15 protein-coding genes and 1 riboswitch are annotated in these 20,322 nt (G+C 64.2%); of the genes, 8 read left to right on the forward strand and 7 right to left on the reverse strand.

What is annotated here, in order from left to right; all coding sequences use genetic code 11:
- Window positions 1-56: 56 nt before the first annotated feature.
- The 4 genes from K675_RS0128985 to K675_RS0129000 all read left to right on the forward strand — a co-directional run bounded on the left by K675_RS0128985 (window position 57) and on the right by K675_RS0129000 (window position 3,910).
- On the forward strand, window positions 57-1,025 hold the full coding sequence (locus K675_RS0128985) for a hypothetical protein (protein ID WP_026145626.1): 969 nt from the start codon (window positions 57-59) through the stop codon (window positions 1,023-1,025).
- A 63-nt stretch (window positions 1,026-1,088) separates the two neighbouring features.
- Window positions 1,089-1,769 carry a C39 family peptidase gene (locus tag K675_RS0128990; protein WP_017906961.1) on the forward strand — a complete coding sequence of 227 codons (681 nt, stop codon included), beginning with the start codon at window positions 1,089-1,091 and terminating at the stop codon, window positions 1,767-1,769.
- A gap of 45 nt (window positions 1,770-1,814) precedes the next feature.
- Entirely contained in the window at window positions 1,815-2,564 is a 750-nt protein-coding gene (locus K675_RS0128995; protein WP_017906962.1) for a hypothetical protein, read from the forward strand.
- A 50-nt stretch (window positions 2,565-2,614) separates the two neighbouring features.
- Window positions 2,615-3,910, forward strand: coding sequence for an autotransporter domain-containing protein (locus K675_RS0129000; protein WP_026145627.1), 1,296 nt, complete (start codon window positions 2,615-2,617; stop codon window positions 3,908-3,910).
- A 100-nt stretch (window positions 3,911-4,010) separates the two neighbouring features.
- Here the strand turns inward: K675_RS0129000 and K675_RS0129005 are convergent, their stop codons facing one another.
- A complete protein-coding gene (locus K675_RS0129005) occupies window positions 4,011-5,336 on the reverse strand; it encodes a sigma-54 dependent transcriptional regulator (RefSeq protein WP_017906964.1) in 1,326 nt (441 codons plus the stop codon).
- A gap of 321 nt (window positions 5,337-5,657) precedes the next feature.
- Here K675_RS0129005 and K675_RS0129010 point away from each other — a divergent pair, with 321 nt between their 5' ends.
- Window positions 5,658-5,921: a hypothetical protein gene (locus K675_RS0129010; RefSeq protein WP_017906965.1), complete on the forward strand. Its 264-nt coding sequence runs from the start codon at window positions 5,658-5,660 to the stop codon at window positions 5,919-5,921.
- Between the two features lie 145 nt (window positions 5,922-6,066).
- On the opposite strand, the gene K675_RS0129015 is transcribed toward K675_RS0129010, so the two are convergent.
- Genes K675_RS0129015 through cobW form a run of 4 tightly spaced genes read right to left on the reverse strand, consistent with a single transcriptional unit; the run spans window position 6,067 to window position 12,645 of the window.
- Window positions 6,067-6,669 (reverse strand): vWA domain-containing protein, encoded by a 603-nt coding sequence (locus K675_RS0129015; RefSeq protein ID WP_026145628.1) that lies wholly within the window; start codon window positions 6,667-6,669, stop codon window positions 6,067-6,069.
- A gap of 53 nt (window positions 6,670-6,722) precedes the next feature.
- Window positions 6,723-7,736 carry an ATP-binding protein gene (locus K675_RS0129020; RefSeq protein ID WP_017906967.1) on the reverse strand — a complete coding sequence of 338 codons (1,014 nt, stop codon included), beginning with the start codon at window positions 7,734-7,736 and terminating at the stop codon, window positions 6,723-6,725.
- Between the two features lie 12 nt (window positions 7,737-7,748).
- Window positions 7,749-11,573 (reverse strand): cobaltochelatase subunit CobN, encoded by a 3,825-nt coding sequence (gene cobN / locus K675_RS0129025; RefSeq protein ID WP_017906968.1) that lies wholly within the window; start codon window positions 11,571-11,573, stop codon window positions 7,749-7,751.
- Window positions 11,574-11,577: 4 nt separating this feature from the next.
- Window positions 11,578-12,645: a cobalamin biosynthesis protein CobW gene (gene cobW / locus K675_RS0129030; RefSeq protein ID WP_026145629.1), complete on the reverse strand. Its 1,068-nt coding sequence runs from the start codon at window positions 12,643-12,645 to the stop codon at window positions 11,578-11,580.
- A 101-nt stretch (window positions 12,646-12,746) separates the two neighbouring features.
- Window positions 12,747-12,972, reverse strand: a riboswitch (cobalamin riboswitch).
- A gap of 90 nt (window positions 12,973-13,062) precedes the next feature.
- Between cobW and K675_RS0129035 the strand changes: the two genes are divergently transcribed.
- Window positions 13,063-14,352: a glycosyltransferase gene (locus K675_RS0129035; protein WP_017906970.1), complete on the forward strand. Its 1,290-nt coding sequence runs from the start codon at window positions 13,063-13,065 to the stop codon at window positions 14,350-14,352.
- A 4-nt stretch (window positions 14,353-14,356) separates the two neighbouring features.
- Here the strand turns inward: K675_RS0129035 and K675_RS0129040 are convergent, their stop codons facing one another.
- Entirely contained in the window at window positions 14,357-16,612 is a 2,256-nt protein-coding gene (locus K675_RS0129040; RefSeq protein ID WP_232434495.1) for a glycoside hydrolase, read from the reverse strand.
- A gap of 186 nt (window positions 16,613-16,798) precedes the next feature.
- Entirely contained in the window at window positions 16,799-17,554 is a 756-nt protein-coding gene (gene cobF / locus K675_RS0129045) for a precorrin-6A synthase (deacetylating) (protein ID WP_026145631.1), read from the reverse strand.
- A 133-nt stretch (window positions 17,555-17,687) separates the two neighbouring features.
- Between cobF and K675_RS0129050 the strand changes: the two genes are divergently transcribed.
- Window positions 17,688-18,593 carry an AraC family transcriptional regulator gene (locus tag K675_RS0129050; RefSeq protein WP_017906973.1) on the forward strand — a complete coding sequence of 302 codons (906 nt, stop codon included), beginning with the start codon at window positions 17,688-17,690 and terminating at the stop codon, window positions 18,591-18,593.
- 295 nt (window positions 18,594-18,888) lie between these two features.
- On the forward strand, window positions 18,889-20,199 hold the full coding sequence (locus K675_RS0129055) for an ABC transporter substrate-binding protein (RefSeq protein ID WP_017906974.1): 1,311 nt from the start codon (window positions 18,889-18,891) through the stop codon (window positions 20,197-20,199).
- Window positions 20,200-20,322: the final 123 nt, after the last annotated feature.

Genomic DNA, 20,322 nt, shown 5'->3' on the forward strand with positions numbered 1-20,322 from the left:
GCAGTGCAATTAGAACGTACCAACACTTAACCCACTAATAAGCACGGAGATACACCATGAAACCTACAATGGCTCTCAAACCCCTGGTATTCGCCCTGGCCGCCGTCATGGCAATGGCCGCCCAGGCAGGTGGCGACAACCACGGTCATGGCCACGGCAACCATGGCCCCAAAGGCCCTGACCTGGGTACCCTGCTGCAGATCACCGCCGGCGCCGGCGCCGCCGTGATCGATACCCAGTACAGCCACAACAACGCGGTGATCAACCAGGGTACCAAGAACAACGCCAGTGCCAATGACTCGTTGAACCGTTCCAGCGGCAACATGGGCGCCAACGTGGCAGCCGGCGACGGCAACCAACAGGACAATGCCGCCGCCCTGGCCACCGCCGACGAAAGCTTCATCTTCGGCACCGCGGTCGCTGCCAGCAGCGCGACCCAGACCAACACCCACAACGTCGTGCTCAACCAATCGACCCAGAACAATGCGTCGATGAACAACTCCGGCAACAATGGCTCCGGCAACATGGGCGTCAACATCACCGCCGGCAACTTCAACCAACAGAAAAACAACCTGGCCATCGCCGTCTCCGGTGGACGCGTAGCCACCGCCGCCGCCGCCGCCAACCAGACCGAAAGCGGCCTGCTGGTGACCAACAGCGGCGTGCAAGCCTACGAGAAAGAAACCCTCAAGGGCACCATCGATCTCAAGGGCGGCTACAAAGGCACCGGCTACGGCACGATCAAGGGTGACGACGATCATCATGGCCATGGCTACAAGGGTGGCCATGACAACGATGACCAGAAATTCACCTTCAAGGAACAAGGCACTGTCGAACTGGCCGGTTACTGGACCCAGCAAGTGCTGACCCCCAACGGCTGGAAAAACGTGGTCACCAACAACGCCAGCATGAACAACTCGGCCAACAACATGTCCGGCAATGCTGGCGTCAACGTGTCGGCCGGGGTGGGCAACCAACAAAGCAACTCGCTGTCCATCGCCGCCGGTTGCAAAGCCTGCATGTAAGCGCGACAGCATGAGAGCCCCGGAAACGGGGCTCTTTTTTCCGTACCTGAAGGCGTATCGACCATGCGTATTCTCGTCCTTGCCTTGCTGATCGGCCTTTGCGGCTTGACCCAGGCCGCCACCATGGCGGTCCCCGGCCTGCCCGGTGCGAGCGTCTTCTACAAGAACGTACAGAGCATCCGCGAACGGCGTTTTGCCAACCTGGTCCAGCAGAAAACCGACTTCAGCTGCGGTGCCGCCGCCCTGGCCACCGTACTGCGCCAGGCCTACTGGCTGGACGTCGACGAGGATCAGGTGATCAAGGGCATGCTGACCACCTCCGACGTGGAACTGGTCAAGACCCACGGTTTCTCCATGCTGGACATGAAACGCTACGTCGAGAGCATCGGCATGCGCGCCCGCGGCTATCGCATACCCGCCAACAAGCTGACCAGCGTCAGCATTCCGGTGGTGGTGTTGATGGATATACGCGGCTACAAGCATTTCGTGGTGATGCAACGCGCCGACAAGGACTGGGTGTACATCGGCGACCCGGTACTGGGCCACAAGCGCTACGCGGCCGCGGACTTCGAGAAGGGTTGGAACGGCATCGTGTTTGCCATCATCGGCCCCGGCTATGACAAGGGCAACGCCCTGCTGGACCCGCCGGCCCCGCTCACGGCGAAAAACAAGCTGGACACCTTCAACCCGGTCAAAGATGCCGAGCTGATGGACTTCGGCTTCATCCAGAGCGATTTTTTCTGAAGTGCAGTAACGAGCAAGGGAGCAGGAAGCCCCGGGGAGCAACAGATGAAAACTCCATACTGGCTGGTCGTGAGTTGCCTGGCATTCGCCTGTCTGCCCGCACAGGCTGCCTCCACCTTCAAACCCGTCGAAATCAAGGACCAGGAATTGTCCGAGCTGCGTGGCCGTTATGTCATGCCAGGACGCATCATCAGCTTCGGCATCGTGATGGAAAGCAGTTGGAAAAACGCCAGTGGCGACGTCATCGGCGCCACCACCAGCCTGCAGATCCAGCAATCGACCGTCAAACCGCAATTCTACGTCTCGACCTATAGCGCCCAGGGCAATGGCACCCCTGCCAACCAGGGCTCCGGTACGGTGATCGGCGGTGCCGGTTTCAACACCTCGGCCGGCGTGACCCAGGTGGTCCGCGCCGCCGGCGACGGCAACAGCGCCTACAACAATGTCGCCATCAATGTCAGCGAGGCCGGCCAGGCCCCGGTCAACGGCCAGCAGGTCGGGCAGATCCTCACCAGCGGCGGCAGTATCAGCGGCACCGGCGCGGCCGGAAGCGTCACGGTTTCCGCCGTCTCCGGCGGTATTCAGATGGCGATTGCCGCCAGCAACAACCAGGGCCATTCGCTGCAGCAGATCGCCCAGGGTGGCGTCCTGCAATCCACTGCCCTGCTCGGCGGCCAGAACCTGGTCAACAACATGACCCAGCTCAATGTGGTACTGCAGAACAACCTGCAGACAGCGGGGGCCCTGGACTGCAACCTGACCCAACTCAAAGGCCTACGCAACATGGGATTCTGAACTACGCTCACCTTCGACCATTGGGAAGTCAGTAAGGGATGGCTAATTTCATGTACCGATCGTTTTCTCTGCGAGCGGCAATTTGTGTGGGCACACTTTTCCCGGCAGCGATGTTGCAGGCGGCGCCCGACGCCGAGGTGGAGGCCCTGAAACAGGAACTTCTGGAGCTCAAGCAGCGTTACGTCCAGCAGCAACAGGCTCTTGCCGTACTGGAACAGCGGGTTCGCCAGGTCGAGGACCAGCCAGCGGCACCGCCCCCCAAACGATTGGTCAAATCCCCGGCCGACCTGAAAAAGGGCCAGGCGCTGGCGGGGGCCAATGCCCCGGGTGCCGTGGCCGGGACCTCGGGGGCTTCCTATGGTCAGGCGCTCAAGGATGATTCGACACCGGCCCAGAGTGTTTCCGACCTGTACAACGAAGCCAGCGGATTCTTCGGCAATGGCAAGTTCAGTGTCGAGACGGGTATCACCTACTCGCGGTATGACACCCGGCAGCTCATTCTCAATGGTTTCCTTGCCCTGGATGCAATCTTCCTCGGCAATATCAATCTCGACCGGATCAAGGCCGACACCTGGACCCTCGACCTGACAGGCCGCTACAACGTGGACAACCGCTGGCAGTTCGACTTGAACATTCCGGTCGTTTATCGCGAGTCCACCTATCAATCCGGCGGTGGCGGTGGTGGTGGCGGCCAGGATACCGTCGAAGAGTCCGTAACCCGTGACCCCACGATCGGAGACATCAATTTCGGGGTGGCCTACAAGTTTCTTGATGAGTCCGAGTCGATGCCTGACGCAGTCTTCAGCCTGAGGGTCAAGGCGCCCACCGGCAAGGATCCGTTTGGCATCAAACTGGTTCAATCGCCCAAGAGCAACAGCTTGCAGGTACCGGAAGACCTGCCCACCGGCAACGGCGTCTGGTCCATCACCCCGGGTATATCTCTCGTCAAGACCTTCGATCCGGCCGTGTTGTTCGGCACCCTGTCCTACACGCATAACTTCGAAGAATCATTCGATGACATCAGCTCGACCCAGAACTCCAAGGTTCCTGGCAAGGTTCAGCTCGGTGACAGTTTCCAGATTGGCGCCGGTGTCGCGTTCGCGCTGAACGAAAGAATGAGTATGTCGTTTTCCGTATCTGACCTGATCCAGCGTCGTAGCAAGCTCAAGCAGAATGGCGGCGACTGGAACAGTATCGTCAGCAGCGACGCCAACGCTGGTTACTTCAACGTGGGCATGACACTGGCCGCCACACCCAACTTGACGATCGTCCCACAGCTCTCGATCGGTTTGACAGACGACGCCCCGGACTTCAGCTTCAGCCTGAAATTCCCCTACTATTTCTGAGCCAGCCTGACAGTGCCCTCTGCCCCGGCAATCGCCGCGGCGGAGGCGCTGGTCAACGGCTGTCTCCGAAGCGTTTCAGAACCCGCCACGCAACCGGTGCCTAGCGGACCTGATGCTTGTGCAACAGCCGATAGAATGTCGGTCGGGAAATGCCCAGCACCTTCGCCGCCACACTCATGTTGTCACCATGTCGGTCGAGCACATCGCACAACGCCTGGCGCTCGGCCTGACAGAGGTAATCCTCCAGGGTGCCCATCGGCACCTGGGCCCTGGCGCCGCTGGCCAGGCCCAGGTCACCGGCCTCGATCTGCCGCCCCTCGGCCAGCACCAGGCCACGCCGGACCCGGTTGGCCAGCTCGCGCACATTGCCCGGCCAGCCATGGTTACCCATGGCGACCAGCGCCTCTTCGCTGAAACTGCGCGGCCGCCGCCCGGTTTCCTGGCTGTAGAAATGGGAGAAATGGTTGGCCAGCATCCGTACGTCGCCATGGCGTTCGCGCAGCGGTGCCGTCACCACCTGCAGCACATTCAGGCGGTAATAGAGATCCTCACGAAAGCGCCCGGCGGCGATCGCGGCTTCCAGATCGACGTGGGTCGCCGCCAACACCCGCACATCGACCGGAATCAGTTGGCTGCCTCCGACCCGCTCGATGTGTTTTTCCTGGAGAAAGCGCAGCAGGTTGGCCTGCAGTTCCAGTGGCAGGTCGCCGATTTCGTCGAGAAACAGCGTTCCGCCATTAGCCGCCTCGATACGCCCGATCTTGCGCTGGTGGGCCCCGGTAAAGGCGCCCTTCTCGTGGCCGAACAGCTCGGACTGGATCAGGTGCTCGGGAATCGCCCCGCAGTTGATCGCCACGAAGGGCCTGGCGTGTCGCTGTGACTGGCGATGCAGGGTACGGGCGACCAGTTCCTTGCCGGTGCCGCTTTCTCCACGGATCAACACCGGCGACTCGGTCGGCGCCAGTTTACCGAGCAGCTTGCGCAATTCGCGAATCGACCGACTGTCGCCGAGCAATTCATGCTCCGGCGCTTCGACAAGCGTCGGCCCCTGCCCACGCAGCCGCGCCATGCCAAAGGCGCGACCCAATGTCACCTGTACGCGGGAAACGTCGAAAGGCAGAGTATGGAAATCGAAGAACCACTCGCAGACGAAGTCACCCACGTTCTGCAAACGCAGAACTTCCTGGCTGAGCACCGCGATCCACTCGGTGCCGCTGCGACTGATCAGGTCCTTGACCGCCTCGGGGCGTTCCAGATGAAACGGCTGCAGGCGCAACAGGCCGATATCGCAGGGGCGATCGACGGCAGCCTCGAGCTCGCAACTGTCGACATCCCAGCCAACGTTGCGCAGGCCGGGAAGCAGTTGATGGCAGTCGTGACAGGGGTCGACGACCAGAAGACGCCTGAGCGGTGTGGCTTCATGCATGACTGTTCCCTGGCGCCGGTTTTATAAAATTTTATTAGAAACAGTAATTTGGCAGACCTGGCTGTAACACTAGCAAGAACTTGACGCGAACTTGTACCGATTGTGCATAAGGACGAAAGCCGATCGATGACACCGAACATAACGGTGAAACCATTTCGGTATTCGAGGGTCTTGTTGGAGGCACTGAAAAAAAGTTGAAAAAAACTGTATTTCCCGTGTGACCTGATACCCCTCGGCGGGCATCAGTACAAGTAACCAACCGCGACGGTGCGCCCAGCCGACGGTTGACACACTGTTTGGGCATACTTGAGAGAAGACCCCATGAACGCCCCGCTCCGTTTCAACGAAGCACTCCTGATGGCCGGCAACGCATTCAAACCCTTCCAATGCGTGGCCTGGACGGCACAAGACAAAGGCGACCTGAGCCTGACCGTGATCGATCGCACCAACAACAGCATCGACCGCCGGCAGATCTCTTGCAGTGACTATTCGAACCTGGCGCAGTTGAAGTCCGTACTGGAACAGGCGCGTGCCGAATTGAGCAAGAAAGGCTACGACCTGCAGCCCTGGACTTTCTCGGCCTGATTCTCGATCGTTGAAAGCATAAAGCTTCGCGGGCAAGCCCGCTCCTACAGAATATGTGCACGACTTGGTATTTGCATAACACCCTACTGTGGGAGCGGGCTTGCCCGCGAATACGAACGAACAGGCACGATAGTTGTAACTGAAGTCAAAGTCTCTCTATATGCCGATACTCGGCACCGAGTTCATTGGCCAGTTGCCGCGCCCGCCCCAGGCGAATCGGGCCCTTTTCCAGGTCGACCAACAAGGTCGGGCAATCGAAAGGCGTCAGCCCAGCCCATTCCTTCAAACGCCCATCGGTCAACACCAGCACCCGCTGCCGCTCCTCGGCGAAACGCCGCTGACGCACTGCCAGCCAGGCACTGGCTTCCTGCAGGGCCGCCAACAACGGTGTCCCGCCACCCGCCCCCAGGCCTTCCAACCAGCCGGCCATAGAACTCGAAGCCTTGAGCCCTTGGACCTGCCACCGCGGCCGACGGCCACTGGCGGTCAACAACGCCAATCGCGCCCGTTGGCGATAGGCATCGTCGAACAGTTGCGCCAACAACCCCTTGGCATCGCTCAGGGCCTGGTGCCGACGGGTAGACGCCGAAGCATCGACAATCACCAGCCACAGTTCATGGGGCGAACGGCTACGCAGGCGAAAGCGCAGATCGCCGCGAACCTTTGGCCGACCACCCAGCAGCGTCTCCACCCAATTGACCACCCCGCTCGCCGCCGCCCGGGCCACGCCCTGGCGTCCCCTGGGCACCTCCCCCGCACCGGCTCTGGCATTCGCCCCCGGCTTGAAGCGAGGGCGAATGCCTAGGGCTTTTTTGGCCAGCTCGGTATTTCCCGACGAGCCCCCACCGCCATGGCCTTGGCCGGCAGCTCACCCCATTGTCCCTGGCCCTGCTCCGCGCTCTGTGCCGGGTTCGACTGGCTCGGCGGCGAACTGGCCGGGCTGGTCGCCGAAGTGGCAGGTGAAGACTCACGACGCCGGTGACGCAGGGCAAACTCGGCAACCGCCTCGATGTCCTCGTCGGCGATCCGCGTGCCCCCCCGCCAGGCGGCATGGGCACGGGCCGCGCGCAGCCAGACCAGGTCGGCACGCAAGCCGTCGACCCCGGCGGCAAAACAGCGCTCGCTGATCACCGTCATCGCCCGGTCATCCAGGTCGATCTGCGCCAACAACGTCCGGGCCCGCTCGCAGCGCTCGCGCAATGCCTGCTGTTGTGGCGCCCACTGCTCACAGAAGGCCTGCGGATCGCTGTCGAAATCCAGCCGCCGACGAATGATCCGCGTCCGCTCGGCCGGTTCCGGCTGGCCGCTCAGGGCGACATTCAGGCCGAAACGGTCGAGCAACTGGGGCCGCAACTCGCCTTCCTCGGGGTTCATCGTGCCGATCAGCACGAAACGCGCCGCATGCCGATGGGAGATACCGTCACGTTCCACCAGGTTGGTGCCGCTGGCTGCCACATCGAGCAGCAGGTCTACCAGATGATCGGCCAGCAGGTTCACCTCATCGACGTAGAGCACGCCGCCATCGGCCTTCGCCAGTACCCCCGGGGAAAACTGCGCGCGGCCCTCGCCCAGCGCGGCATCCAGGTCTAGGCTGCCGACCAGACGCTCCTCGGTGGCACCAAGGGGCAAGGTGACGAACTGCCCGCTGGCCAGCAGATCGGCCAGGCCACGGGCCAGGGTCGACTTGGCCATGCCACGCGGCCCTTCGATCAGTACGCCACCGATCTTCGGATCGATGGCGGTCAGGCACAGCGCCAGCTTCAGCGCATCGGCACCCACTACCGCCGACAGCGGGAAATGCGGGGAGTCACTCATCGGGCATGTACCTCAGGAATCTTCTTCAATATCCAGCAGCAGGTTTTCCAGCGCTTCGCGGTATTCGCCCGGCTCGCTCCACAGACCGCGCTGCTGGGCTTCCAGCAGGCGCTCGGTCATGTCGCGCAAGGCATGGGGGTTGTGCTCGCGGACGAACTCGCGGGTATCGGCATCCAGCAGATAGGCATCGGCCAACAACGCGTACTGGTGATCGTCGATCAGGTGGCTGGTGGCGTCGAAGGCAAACAGGTTGTCGACCGTCGCCGCCAGCTCGAAGGCACCCTTGTAGCCATGGCGCTTGACCCCGTCGATCCACTTGGGATTGGCCGCCCGCGAGCGGATCACCCGGTTCAACTCCTCCTTGAGGGTGCGGATCTTCGGCAGGTCCGGCTGGCTGTGGTCGCCATGATAACTCGCCGCGGTTTCGCCACTGAGGCTTTCCACCGCGGCCAGCATGCCGCCCTGGAACTGGTAGTAATCGTTGGAATCGAGCAGGTCGTGCTCGCGGTTGTCCTGGTTGTGCAGCACCGCCTGGACCTGGCTCAGGCGCCGGGCGAACAACTCGCGGGCCGCCGTGCCTTCGTCGGCACCGCCATAGGCGTAGCCCCCCCAGTTCAGGTAAACCTCGGCGAGGTCTTCGCGGCTCTGCCACAGGCGCCCGTCGATGGCATTCTGCACGCCCGCGCCATAGGCGCCCGGCTTGGCGCCGAACACCCGCCAGCCGGCCTGGCGCGCAGCCTGTTCGGCATCCAGGCCGCCGGCCTGCAGTTGTTCGCGCTCCTGGCGGACCCGGGCGGCCAGCGGGTTCAGGTCCTCGGGTTCGTCCAAAGCCGCCACCGCCTGCACCGCCGCGTCGAACAGGCGGATCAGGTTGGCGAAGGCATCGCGGAAGAAGCCCGAAACCCGCAAGGTCACGTCCACCCGCGGGCGATCGAGCAGGCTCAGCGGCAGGATCTCGAAGTCGTCGACCCGTTGGCTGCCCGTGGCCCACACCGGCCGCACGCCCATCAGGGCCATGGCCTGGGCGATGTCGTCGCCGCCGGTGCGCATGGTCGCCGTGCCCCAGACCGAGAGGCCGAGCTGGCGCAGGTGGTCGCCGTGATCCTGCAAGTGCCGTTCGAGAATCAGGTTGGCCGACTGGAAACCGATGCGCCAGGCCGTGGTGGTCGGCAGGTTGCGCACGTCCACGGAGAAAAAGTTGCGCCCGGTCGGCAGCACGTCCAGCCGCCCGCGGCTCGGCGCGCCACTCGGCCCGGCCGGGACGAAGCGCCCTTCGAGGGCGGCGAGCAGACCGCGCATCTCCGCCGGGCCGCAGGCATCGAGCCGTGGCGCGACGTGCTCCAGCAGGCCGTCGATGATGCTGCGCACATCGGCCCACGGTTCGCTGTCCGGCACCTCGGCAACGCCCGCCAGGGAGCGCTCGATCAGTGTCGCGGCATACCCTTCCAGGCGCTCGCGGGTATCGCCCGCGGTCCGCCAGACGGCTTCGTCGAGCACCCGCAGCGCCTCCGGGCGGCGCCCCGTCCATGGCTCGGCCAAGGCACAGTCGAGCGGATCGAAGCCCAGCTCGAAGGCCTTGGCCAGGGCCCGCAGCAGGCTCGACCGGGCTCCGCGCCCATCACCGCGGGGAATGCGCAGCAAGGCCAGCAGGGTATCGATGCGCAGCCGTCCCTGTGGCGACTCGCCGAACACGTGCAGGCCGTCACGGATCTGCGACTCCTTGAGGTCGCAGAGGTAGGTGTCCAGGCGCGGCAACCAGATCGCCGCGTCGGCATCGCTGTCGAGCCCGGCATCCAGTTGCAGTTCACGGTCGATCCGCGTCTCGCGCACCAGCTTGAGAATGTCCCGTTGCAGTTCCCGGGCCCGCCGGGGGTCGAGCAGTTGCGCTTCGTAGTATTCGTCGGCCAGCAACTCCAGGTCGCGCAGCGGGCCGTAGGTTTCGGCACGGGTCAGCGGCGGCATCAGGTGGTCGATGATCACCGCCTGGGTTCGGCGCTTGGCCTGGGCGCCCTCGCCCGGATCGTTGACGATGAACGGATAGATATTCGGCAACGGCCCCAGCAGCGCGTCCGGCCAGCAGTTTTCCGACAGCCCGACGCCCTTGCCCGGCAGCCACTCCAGGTTGCCGTGCTTGCCGACATGGATCACGGCATGGGCACCATAGCGCTGGCGCAGCCAGAAATAGAACGCCAGGTAGCCATGGGGCGGGACCAGGTCCGGATCGTGGTAGACCGCACTCGGGTCGACCTGGTAACCCCGCGCCGGCTGGATCCCGACGAAAGTCAGGCCCAGGCGCAGCCCGGCGACCATCATCCGTCCGTCACGGAACATCGGGTCGTGTTCCGCACCTCCCCAGCGGGCCAGCACCGCCTGGCGATTGGCCTCGGGCAGTTGCTCGAACAGCGCCTGGTATTCGGCCAGCGCCAGGCTCTGCTGGCAGGGTCGCAGGTCGAGGCTGTCGAGGTCGTTGCTGACGCCACCGAGCAAGGCCTGGATCAGCCCGGTGCCGCTCTCGGGCAGTTCGGTGCCAACCGGGTAGCCCTGGCCCTGCAAGGCGCGCAGGATATTCAGCGCCGCGGCGGGCGTGTCCAGGCCGACCCCGTTGCCGATGCGGCCGTCGCGGGTCGGGTAGTTGGCCAGGACCAGGGCGATACGCTTGTCGCCGTTGTCCAGCCGCGCCAGTTCGACCCAGCGCCGCGCCAGCCCGGCGACGAAGTCCATGCGCTCGGGCCGCGCGCGGTAGCAGACCACGTCACTCTGGCTGCGCTCGCTGCGCCAGGCCAGGTCCTTGAAGCTGATCGGCCGGCTGATGATGCGGCCGTCCAGTTCCGGCAAGGCGATGTGCATCGCCAGGTCGCGCGGGCCCAGGCCCTGCTCGCTGGCTTGCCAGCCGGGCTCGTTGTCCTGGGCGCAGATCGCCTGGATCACCGGGATATCACGGCGGAACGGCCGCAGATGCGGCGCCTCGGGGGTCGATTGGGCGAAACCGGTGGTGTTGAGGATCACCGCCGCCGACACTTCATCCAGCCAATCCTCGACCACCGCCAGGCAACCCGGCTCCTTCAGACTGGCCACGGCGATCGGCAACGGGTTCAGCCCGGCCGCCTGCAGGCGCTGGCAGAACACGTCGACAAAGGCGGTATTGGCCGCCTGCAGGTGCGAGCGATAGAACAACAGTGCCGCTACCGGCAGCCCGGGCCGCCAATCGGCCTGCCACTGCGCCAGTTGCGTCTTCGCGGCGGTCCGACGCATCGGTGAATCCGGCTCCCAGGGTGGGGTGGCGCTCGCAGTCCGGGGGTGATAAATCGCCGTGCGCGGCAACGCGCGCGGCTCCTGCCACGGATAGTCGCGTCCCAGCCAGATACTGGCCAGGCAACTATACAACTGCAGGGCGTTGCCCAGGCCGCCCTGGCGCAGGAAATGCCAGAGACGCTCGGCCTCAGCTGCCGGAACGTTGCCCAGGGCGCTCAGTTCCGGGTCGGGGCGGTCGTCGCCCGGCACCAGGATCAGCGTCACGCCGCGCTCGGCCAGTTGCACCAGGCGTTCGATGCCGTAGCGCCAGTAACCGATGCCGCCGTGCAACGACAACAGGATCACCCTGGCATGTTGCAGCACCTGGTCGACGTACAGGTCGACCGAGGCGTGGTTCTGCACCTGCATCGGGTTGGCCAGGCGCAGGCTGGGGTAGTCGTCCGGCAGTTGCTGCGCCGCTTCGGCGAGCAACGCCAGGCTGGAGTCGCCGCTGCACAGGATCACCAGTTCGGCGGGAGTTTGCCCAAGGTCGGCAATGTTGTCATCCGACACGAAACCGCCGGGCTGGGTCCTGAGCAGGTGCATGGGGTCAGGCCGTCAGCGCGGCGCGCAGGGTCGATTCGAGCAGTGCCGCATCCAGTTCCTGGCCGATCAGCACCAGGCGGGTCACGCGCGGCTCGTCGGCGCCCCAGGCACGGTCGAAGTGCTTGTCGAACCGGGTACCCACGCCCTGGATCAGCAGGCGCATCGGCTTGTTCGGGATCGCCGCGAAACCCTTGACCCGCAGGATCCCGTGCTTGACCACCAGTTGCGTCAGGGCATCGAGCAGCAGGCTTTCATCGGCCTGCGGCAGGTCGATGGAGATCGAGTCGAAGGCATCGTGGTCGTGGTCGTCATGATCGTCACCGTCGTGGTGGTGATCGTGATGGCTGTGACGGCTGTCGATATGTTCCTCGGAGCCGGCGCCCAGGCCGAGCAGCACGTTCAACGGCAGGCGACCGCTGCTGGCCTCGACGATCTTCACCGCCGGTGGCAGTTCCTCGGCCACTTCCAGGCGCACCTTGGCCAGATCCTCGGGAGCGATCAGGTCGGTCTTGTTGAGAATCACCAGGTCGGCGCTGGACAACTGGTCGGCGAACAGTTCATGCAGCGGCGACTCGTGGTCCAGGTTCGGGTCGAGCTGGCGCTGGGCGTCCACCTGGTCGGGGAACGCGGCGAAGGTGCCGGCGGCCACCGCCGGGCTGTCGACCACGGTGATCACCGCGTCGACGGTGCAGGCACTGCGGATTTCCGGCCACTGGAACGCCTGGACCAGCGGCTTGGGCAGTGCCAGGCCGGAGGTTTCGATAAGGATATGGTCGAGGTCGCCGCGCCGTGCCACCAACTCACGCATCACCGGGAAGAACTCTTCCTGCACGGTGCAGCAGAGACAGCCGTTGGCCAGTTCGAAAACGCGGCCGACCGCCTCTTCCTCGGAGCAACCGATGGAGCACTGCTTGAGGATTTCGCCGTCGATACCGAGTTCGCCGAACTCGTTGACGATCACCGCGATGCGACGGCCCTGGGCGTTGTCCAGCATGTGGCGCAACAAGGTGGTCTTGCCCGAGCCGAGAAAGCCGGTGACGATGGTGACGGGAAGCTTGGTCAGTGTTTTCATCGGGATGCCCTTTGGCGAAAAGTAGCGGGCATGCGGGACGAAAGCCGCCGCCTTGCGCAGGCGCGGAGAGATTCGCCACCGGATCACCCCGCCCGGTTCAAGTGAAATTCTGTCACGAGGCAGGTCTCCTGGCTCGCGGCGGGTGTTCGGAGATGGCCCGATCACCGGGTCCTGCGCCTTCCCACCCCAAGGGGCAGTGGCTGGCAACCACACAGGCCACCAGGCAGGACACTCGAACCGCTCACAGTTGCGGGGGCAGCCGCGGCTTTCCGCGTTCCCGTCTTAGCTTCGGCCGGATGCCGAAGAACCTCGAACCTGCAAGGCTACGCAGTGCGCGGGAACAGGTCAATCTCGAGCGCCGCTGTGGTTTAATTGCGCCCCCTTTTTCGCCGCGCCCGTTTCAAGGAATCACCGCTCATGAGTGCCAACGACACCACCACCGTCCTGGTCATCGGTTATGTCTGGCCCGAACCCCGCTCCTCGGCCGCCGGGGGGCACATGATGCAGATCCTCGAAAGCTTCCTCGAGGCCGGCTGGCGCATCACCTTCGCCAGCCCCGCCAGCGTCGGCGAACACAAGGCCGACCTGCAAGGCCTGGGGATCGACGAACAGGCCATCGAACTCAACAACGGCAGTTTCGACACTTTCATCAGTGCACTGCGGCCGGATGTGGTGCTGTTCGACCGCTTCATGATGGAAGAGCAGTTCGGCTGGCGGGTGGAGAAACACTGCCCCGACGCCATCCGCGTGCTGGAGACCTCGGACCTGCAAAGCCTGCGCGACGCCCGTCGGCAGCAGCTCAAGGAGCGCCTGAAAGCCGACCCGGACCCGAACGACTTCAGCACGCTGTTTGCCCCCGACCTGCCGCAGGTGTTCCAGCAGATGAGCGAAACCGATCAGGCCCGGCGGGAGATCGCGGCGATCTACCGCTCGGACCTGAGCCTGATGATCTCCGATGTCGAGATTCGCCTGCTGACCGAGCAGTTCCGGCTACCGCCGGCGCTGCTGCACTGGTGTCCGCTGATGCTCGATCAGCCCGGTGCCTTGCGGCCGTTCGAGCAGCGCGCGCATTTCCTCAGCATCGGCAACTTCCGCCATGCACCGAACTGGGACGCGGTGCTCTGGATGAAAACCACCCTCTGGCCGCTGATCCGCCAGCAGTTGCCGGGCGCGCAACTGCATGTCTATGGCGCCTACACGCCGCCCAAGGCCACCGCGTTGCATAACCCGGCCCAGGGTTTCCATGTGCTGAACTGGGCCGAGGACGCCCTGCAGGTCATGAGTGCGGCGCGCATCTGTCTGGCCCCGCTGCGCTTTGGCGCCGGGATCAAGGGCAAGCTCGCCGACGCCATGCTCTGCGGAACCCCGAACGTCACCACGCCGATCGGCGCCGAAGCCATGCACGGCGAGTTGCCCTGGCCCGGAGCGGTCGAGACCCGCGCAGAGGCCCTGGCCAGCGCCGCAGTCCAGTTGTACCAGGACCCGCTGGCCTGGCAGCGGGCCCAGAACGCTGGCCTGGCCCTGCTGGCCGCCCGCTTCGACCGACGCCAGCACGGTCCGGCTCTGGTGGCGCGTATCGAGCAGTGCCGGCAACGACTGGCGCAACATCGGCGTGACAACTTCACCGGGGCGATGCTGCGGCATCACCACCACAAGAGCACCCAATACATGGCCCAGTGGATCGAGGCGAAGAACCGCAAGGCTTGAAGCCTCAGGCCGAGGGCAGGAACAACCGGGCGACCTCGATCAGTTGCGGCCCCCGATCCGGCGTCAGCACCAGGGCCGAACGCGGCGGCAACAGTCGCCCCTCCGGTGAGCGGGCGGGCTTCCTGGCGAAATTCACGGTAATCAGGGTGCCATCACTGAACGAGGTGCGCTGCACCAGGCGATCGGCCGAGAACACCTGAAAATCGCTCATCCGCTCGGTGAACAGCCTCTCGTGCAACGGCCGGAATACCTTGTCATAGGCCCGAATGAACGGCAGGTCGCGGGCCAGTACCTGGTCGTTGAGGTGATACAACGGCGGCACCATGTACAGCAGCTGCAACAGCGCCGTGGTTTCCCGCTCACTGGAAAACTTCAGCGAGCCATATTCCCAGTGGTGGGTGCTGACCAGGCTGTCGTGGAACACCAGTTGATACAGCGGCAGGCGAAACCGCGCCGAAGTGACGAAACGGGCCACCGCCGGCTTGAGCGGTATCGGCTTGAAATACAGGTCCGGGGTCTCCGGAGGCCAGTACCCGCCCCGATAGAACGGCGACTGCTTGTTCTTGCCGATATCGGGGTCCATCCAGGCGAACGGCTGGGTGGCGATGCCATGACTGTAGGCGATGCTCGGCACATAGAACGCCACCCCACCCTCACTGCCGGTGACCAGCCCCAGCTCGCGACTGGGAAACTGCAGGCGACGTCGGCGCGCCTCGGCATCCTCGCGCTCACTGGTTTCCCGGCCCGGGGTGTGGTCCCTGAACTCGGGGCCAGCGGCATCGACATCGAGAAAATAGCTGTTCAGGCGCGCCTCGCGGGCCACCGCACTGATCCGCCGTTGCGCGTAAGGCTCGACCACCCGGGAATTGACATAGACCCCGCGGCCATTGAACCCGCGCAGCTTTTCCCCGCGGCTGTCGCGATAACCCGCCGCCGCCAGTTCGTCGCCCATCTGCGCCGTGGCCCAGGTGGCCCGCAGATTGGACGGGTGCGCGCTGCCATAGCTGTCATACACCGCCACCAGGTAACCGGCGACCTTGGCCGCCTCCACCGCCTCGGGGTGCCACAGCGCATCACGCCAGTCATCCGCCCCCAGCCAGGCCCGACTCAGGCCGGCCTTGCGCAATGTTTCCACGGTATCCAGCGACAGGCCGCCGCCCCAGCGCCGGGGCGATGCCAGCCAGGGGCCGAACGCATCGAACAACTGCCCGCGGACCTGCTGCCCCCAGGCGACATTCGCCGCCGGATCGTGATTGCCCGGCAGCGGTTCGACCGGCACCAACGGCAACGCCGCCGGCAATGCCGTATTGAGCGCACGGGTCACCTCGCGCCGACGAAGCAGCGACACCCCGCTCTTCCAGTCGCCGGCCTCCTGCAACGCGGCCTCGAAACTCTCTCTTGCCAGCGGGTCGAACGCCGCCCACAACCTCGAAGCCAGGTGCCGATGATCCTCCCGACGCGCGGCGAAAAACCTCAGGAATGCCGGCCAGTCCCTGATATCCGCGGTTTTCAGCGGCCCCGCCCCCCACAGGTAGATATGCGCGGCACCGCCAAGCCTGGCGACCAGCGGCTGCCGGGCGATTTTCTGTTTCAGTGACACCAGGCCGTGGCGCGCCTCCAGCCACTGGCGGTAGAAACGCGCCCCATACAACGGATCGGCCGGGCCCACCCTGATGCTGACCGTGAACGGCGCCCCCCTGGCCAACCGGTTGAACTCGTGGCTGATCCGTGGCAACGCCCGCGAATCCTGCTCGATCATGCCGAAACGGGTATCGAAGGGCGTTTCGATCAGCCAGGTGACCGAATGGTCGGCGCGCAACTCGCTCCAGAATGGCATCGACAGCAGGCCGTTGAGGGCATCGGGCTCATAGCGGCGCAGCAGCCAATCCAACCATGGACGATCGTCGGTGGGCACATAGGCCCCCTCCCCGAACGGCAGCGCATAGGCCTCGATAGCCCGGGCCTCCAGGGGGCGTGGCCACTCCAGTGGCCCGGGCTGATCGGCGCGGATCGATAGGCGCAGGGCGTCCTGTTCGATCCCGACCTCGACCTGGAAGCGATCGGATCCGTTGATGATGCGCCAGCTGCGCCCGGCCAGCAGGCTGGCCCGCGCGCTGTCGGGAAACGCCGGCGCACTCAGCACCGAGGTCAGGCCATCGTCGCGATGCAGGGTGACCTTCAGGGTTGCCGGATCGACGCTGAACACCCCGCCGCTATAGGGCAGGTCGACCGGCACCTGCCCTATAGCCGGCAGGCTCAAAAACCCCAGCGTCAGGAGCAGGCGGCGAAAACGATAATATCTAGTACGGGGCGCATGGCGTTCCACAGAGATGTCCCAGGAATGTTAAGAGCCTGGGACACTAAACGACAACGCCCTCCTTCTCCGTAAGAACGTTCTCTTAGCGGCAACTGAAATATCGCCAAATCGCCGCTACCAGAATCTTTCCTACAAGCTCAGGGGACGGCGCAGCAGGTAGGTGTCCATGATCCACCCCTTGCGCTGCCGCGCCGCCTCACGTAATTCACGGATCCGGCCATGCACCTCATGCAGCTTGCCGCTGACCAACAGTTCATCCTCGGTGCCCAGGTAGGCCCCCCAGTAGACTTCCAGGGTCTGGTCGACGAACTGGCCGAAGGCGCAATGGGCATCGAGCATCACCACCACGTTATCCAGATCGGCCGCCTCCAGGCGCCGGCCGGTGGTGATACGGATCGGTTCGCCGATGCGGTTCAACGGGATCCGGTGCCGCGCCGCCAGGGCCTGCACGCTGCTGATTCCGGGAATCACCTCGACCTCGAAGGCCGGACCGCCCAGGGCCACCACCCGCTCCAGCACCCGCAGGGTGCTGTCATAAAGGCCCGGATCGCCCCAGATCAGAAAGGCGCCGCACTCGTTCTCGGCCAGTTCCTCGTCGATCAGCCGGGCAAACAGTCCGGCGCGCTGCGCATGCCAACGCCCGACCCCGGCCTCGTAGGAGTCCTCGCGGTCCTCGCGCAGCGGATCGCTGACCTGCACCAAGCGATAACCCGGCTGCTCGATATGACGCTCGCAGATATCCCTGCGTACATTCACCAATTCCTCCTTGGCCGGCCCCTTGTCCAGCAGGAAGAACACCGAGGCTCGATTCAGGGCCTTGATGGCCTGCAGGGTGATCTGTTCCGGGTGGCCGGAACCGATGCCAATCAATAGAACGCTCTTCACCGTTTCGCTCCTGGAAATGGGGACGACAGACGTGGCCCAGCCTGTTTGAGCCTATCCGAAACCTGGCGCAAGGTTGGCAGATGGCCGACGAAGGAGGCATTATCGGACGGCAATAATAATAAAAGCGCCTCCAATGACTCGAACGACCCGCATCACCGATCCCTCCTATGAGTTGATGGACGACCATAACGGCCTCTCCATCATCTACCGCCAGCACGGTTTCCCGTGCCCGCTGGTCCGTTGGCATTTCCACAAGGAATACGAGCTGCACCTGATCGTCGCCAGCTCCGGCAAGGTCTTCATCGGCGACTATATCGGCAACTTCCATCCCTACACCCTGTTCCTCACCGGCCCCAACCTGCCCCACAACTGGATCAGCCAGGTGGCCGAGGACGAGGTGGTGCCCAAGCGCGACATGCTGGTCAACTTCACCGACGAACTGTTCGAGGAAGGTCACCAGATCTTCGCCGAGCTGAAAACCCTGGCGCCGCTGCTGGAGCGGGCCCAGTACGGCATCGAGTTCCGCTGCCAGGACACCATCGGCCAGGCCGCGCAACTGATGCAACGTATCGCCGACTCCCAGGGCGTGACACGCCTGGGGCACTTCCTGATCCTGCTGGAGCTGCTCAGCGCCTGCGACGACTACCAGTTGCTCTCCGGTGTCACCACTCCGCAACTGGCCGACGAAAACAATATCGACCGCACCAACCGAGCCGTCGACTACATCTTCGCCCATTACGCCCGCGAACTGCCGCTGGAAGAAGTCGCCGACTACCTGGGGATGAAGCCCACCTACTTCTCCCGGGTCTTCAAGCAGGCCACCGGGCGCTGCTTCGTCGAGTTCGTCAATCGCCTGCGCATCAGCAAGTCCTGCGAACTGCTGGTCGATGGCGATAAGCCGGTCACCGATGTGTGTTTCGAGTCCGGCTTCAACAACATCTCCAACTTCAACCGGCGCTTCCAGCAGCTCAAGGGCATGACCCCCTCGCACTATCGCCGCCTGGCCGTCCAGCGCCTGACCGAACAGAACCTCGGCTGACCCCCACCCGGCGCCCCACTCGGGGCGCTTGCAGCCGACTGCCCGGCAAAACCTGTACAGATTTACCCCTCCCCCACCGCCTCTGAACTCGCGCTCTAGTGCGGCCGGCTAAACGTTGCGCCCAGCCACGCCATGCCCACCGAGTGCAAAAAAGTATCGATCAGAGTGTCGTCAAGGATTTGTCTGGCCGGCGATTGAGGGCTGTAATCAGCCTCAGATTCTTCCGGGGCACAGGAAGAGACAACAACAATAAACCGACCTTCATCGCCGCCGCGCGACAGAAGAGGAGTGTTCGATGAAAGCCATTGCAAAAGCTCTGCTCGTCTCCACCAGCCTGACCGTCAGCGGTGTCAGCCTGGGCGCCCAGACCCTGACCATCGCCACCGTCAACAACAGCGACATGATCCGCATGCAGAAGCTGTCGAAGACCTTCGAAGCCGAGCACCCGGAAATCAGGCTGAACTGGGTGGTGCTGGAAGAAAACGTCCTGCGCCAGCGTCTGACCACCGACATCGCCACCCAGGGTGGCCAGTTCGACGTGCTCACCATCGGCATGTACGAAGCCGCACTCTGGGGCGCCAAGGGCTGGCTGGAGCCGATGAACAACCTGCCGGCCAGCTACGACATCGACGATGTGTTCCCATCGGTGCGTGACGGCCTGTCGGTCAAGGGCACGCTGTTCGCCCTGCCGTTCTATGCCGAAAGTTCCATGACCTACTACCGCACCGACCTGTTCAGGGAGGCCGGCCTGAACATGCCCGAACGGCCGACCTGGGAGCAGCTCGGCGAGTTCGCCGCCAAGCTCAACCATCCAGACAAGGAGCAGTACGGCATCTGCCTGCGCGGCAAGGCCGGCTGGGGCGAGAACATGGCGCTGATCACTACCATCGCCAACGCCTACGGCGCACGCTGGTTCGATGAGAAGTGGCAGCCGGAATTCAGCGGCCCCGAATGGAAGAACGCCCTGAACTTCTACGTCGACACCATGAAGAAGTCCGGGCCACCCGGCGCCTCGAGCAACGGCTTCAACGAGAACCTGGCGCTGTTCAACAGCGGCAAGTGCGCCATGTGGGTCGATGCCAGCGTCGCCGGCTCGTTCGTCACCGACAAGACCCAGAGCAAGGTAGCCGACCACGTCGGCTTCACCTATGCCCCGCACCAGGTCACCGAAAAGGGCTCGGCCTGGCTCTACTCCTGGGCATTGGCGATTCCCACCAGTTCCAAGGCCAAGGAAGCGGCGAAGACCTTCAGCAGTTGGGCGACCTCCAAGGAGTACGCAGCCCTGGTGGCCAAGGAGGATGGCGTCGCCAACGTACCACCGGGGACCCGCGCCTCGACCTACAGCGATGCCTACATGCAGGCCGCACCGTTTGCCAAGGTCACCCTGGAATCGCTCAAGGCCGCCAACCCGAAAGACCCGAGCGCCAGGCCGGTGCCTTACGTCGGGATCCAACTGGTGACCATTCCCGAGTTCCAGGCCATCGGTACCCAGGTCGGCAAACTGTTCTCGGCCGCGCTGATCGGCCAGACCACGGTCGACCAGGCCCTGGCCGCCGCCCAGCAGAGCACTGAGCGCGAGATGAAGCGCGCGGGCTATCCCAAGTAACCCCGCGGCCCCGTGGATACGCGCAACCTGTGGGAGCCGGCTTGCTGGCGATTGCGCTCCGACCCTCAACAGGAATCTTGCTGGATGGCCGCCATTGGCGGATCGCCAGCAAGCCGGCTCCCA

It is taken from the genome of Pseudomonas fuscovaginae SE-1 (genome assembly GCF_000364705.1).
Classification (GTDB): domain Bacteria; phylum Pseudomonadota; class Gammaproteobacteria; order Pseudomonadales; family Pseudomonadaceae; genus Aquipseudomonas; species Aquipseudomonas fuscovaginae_A.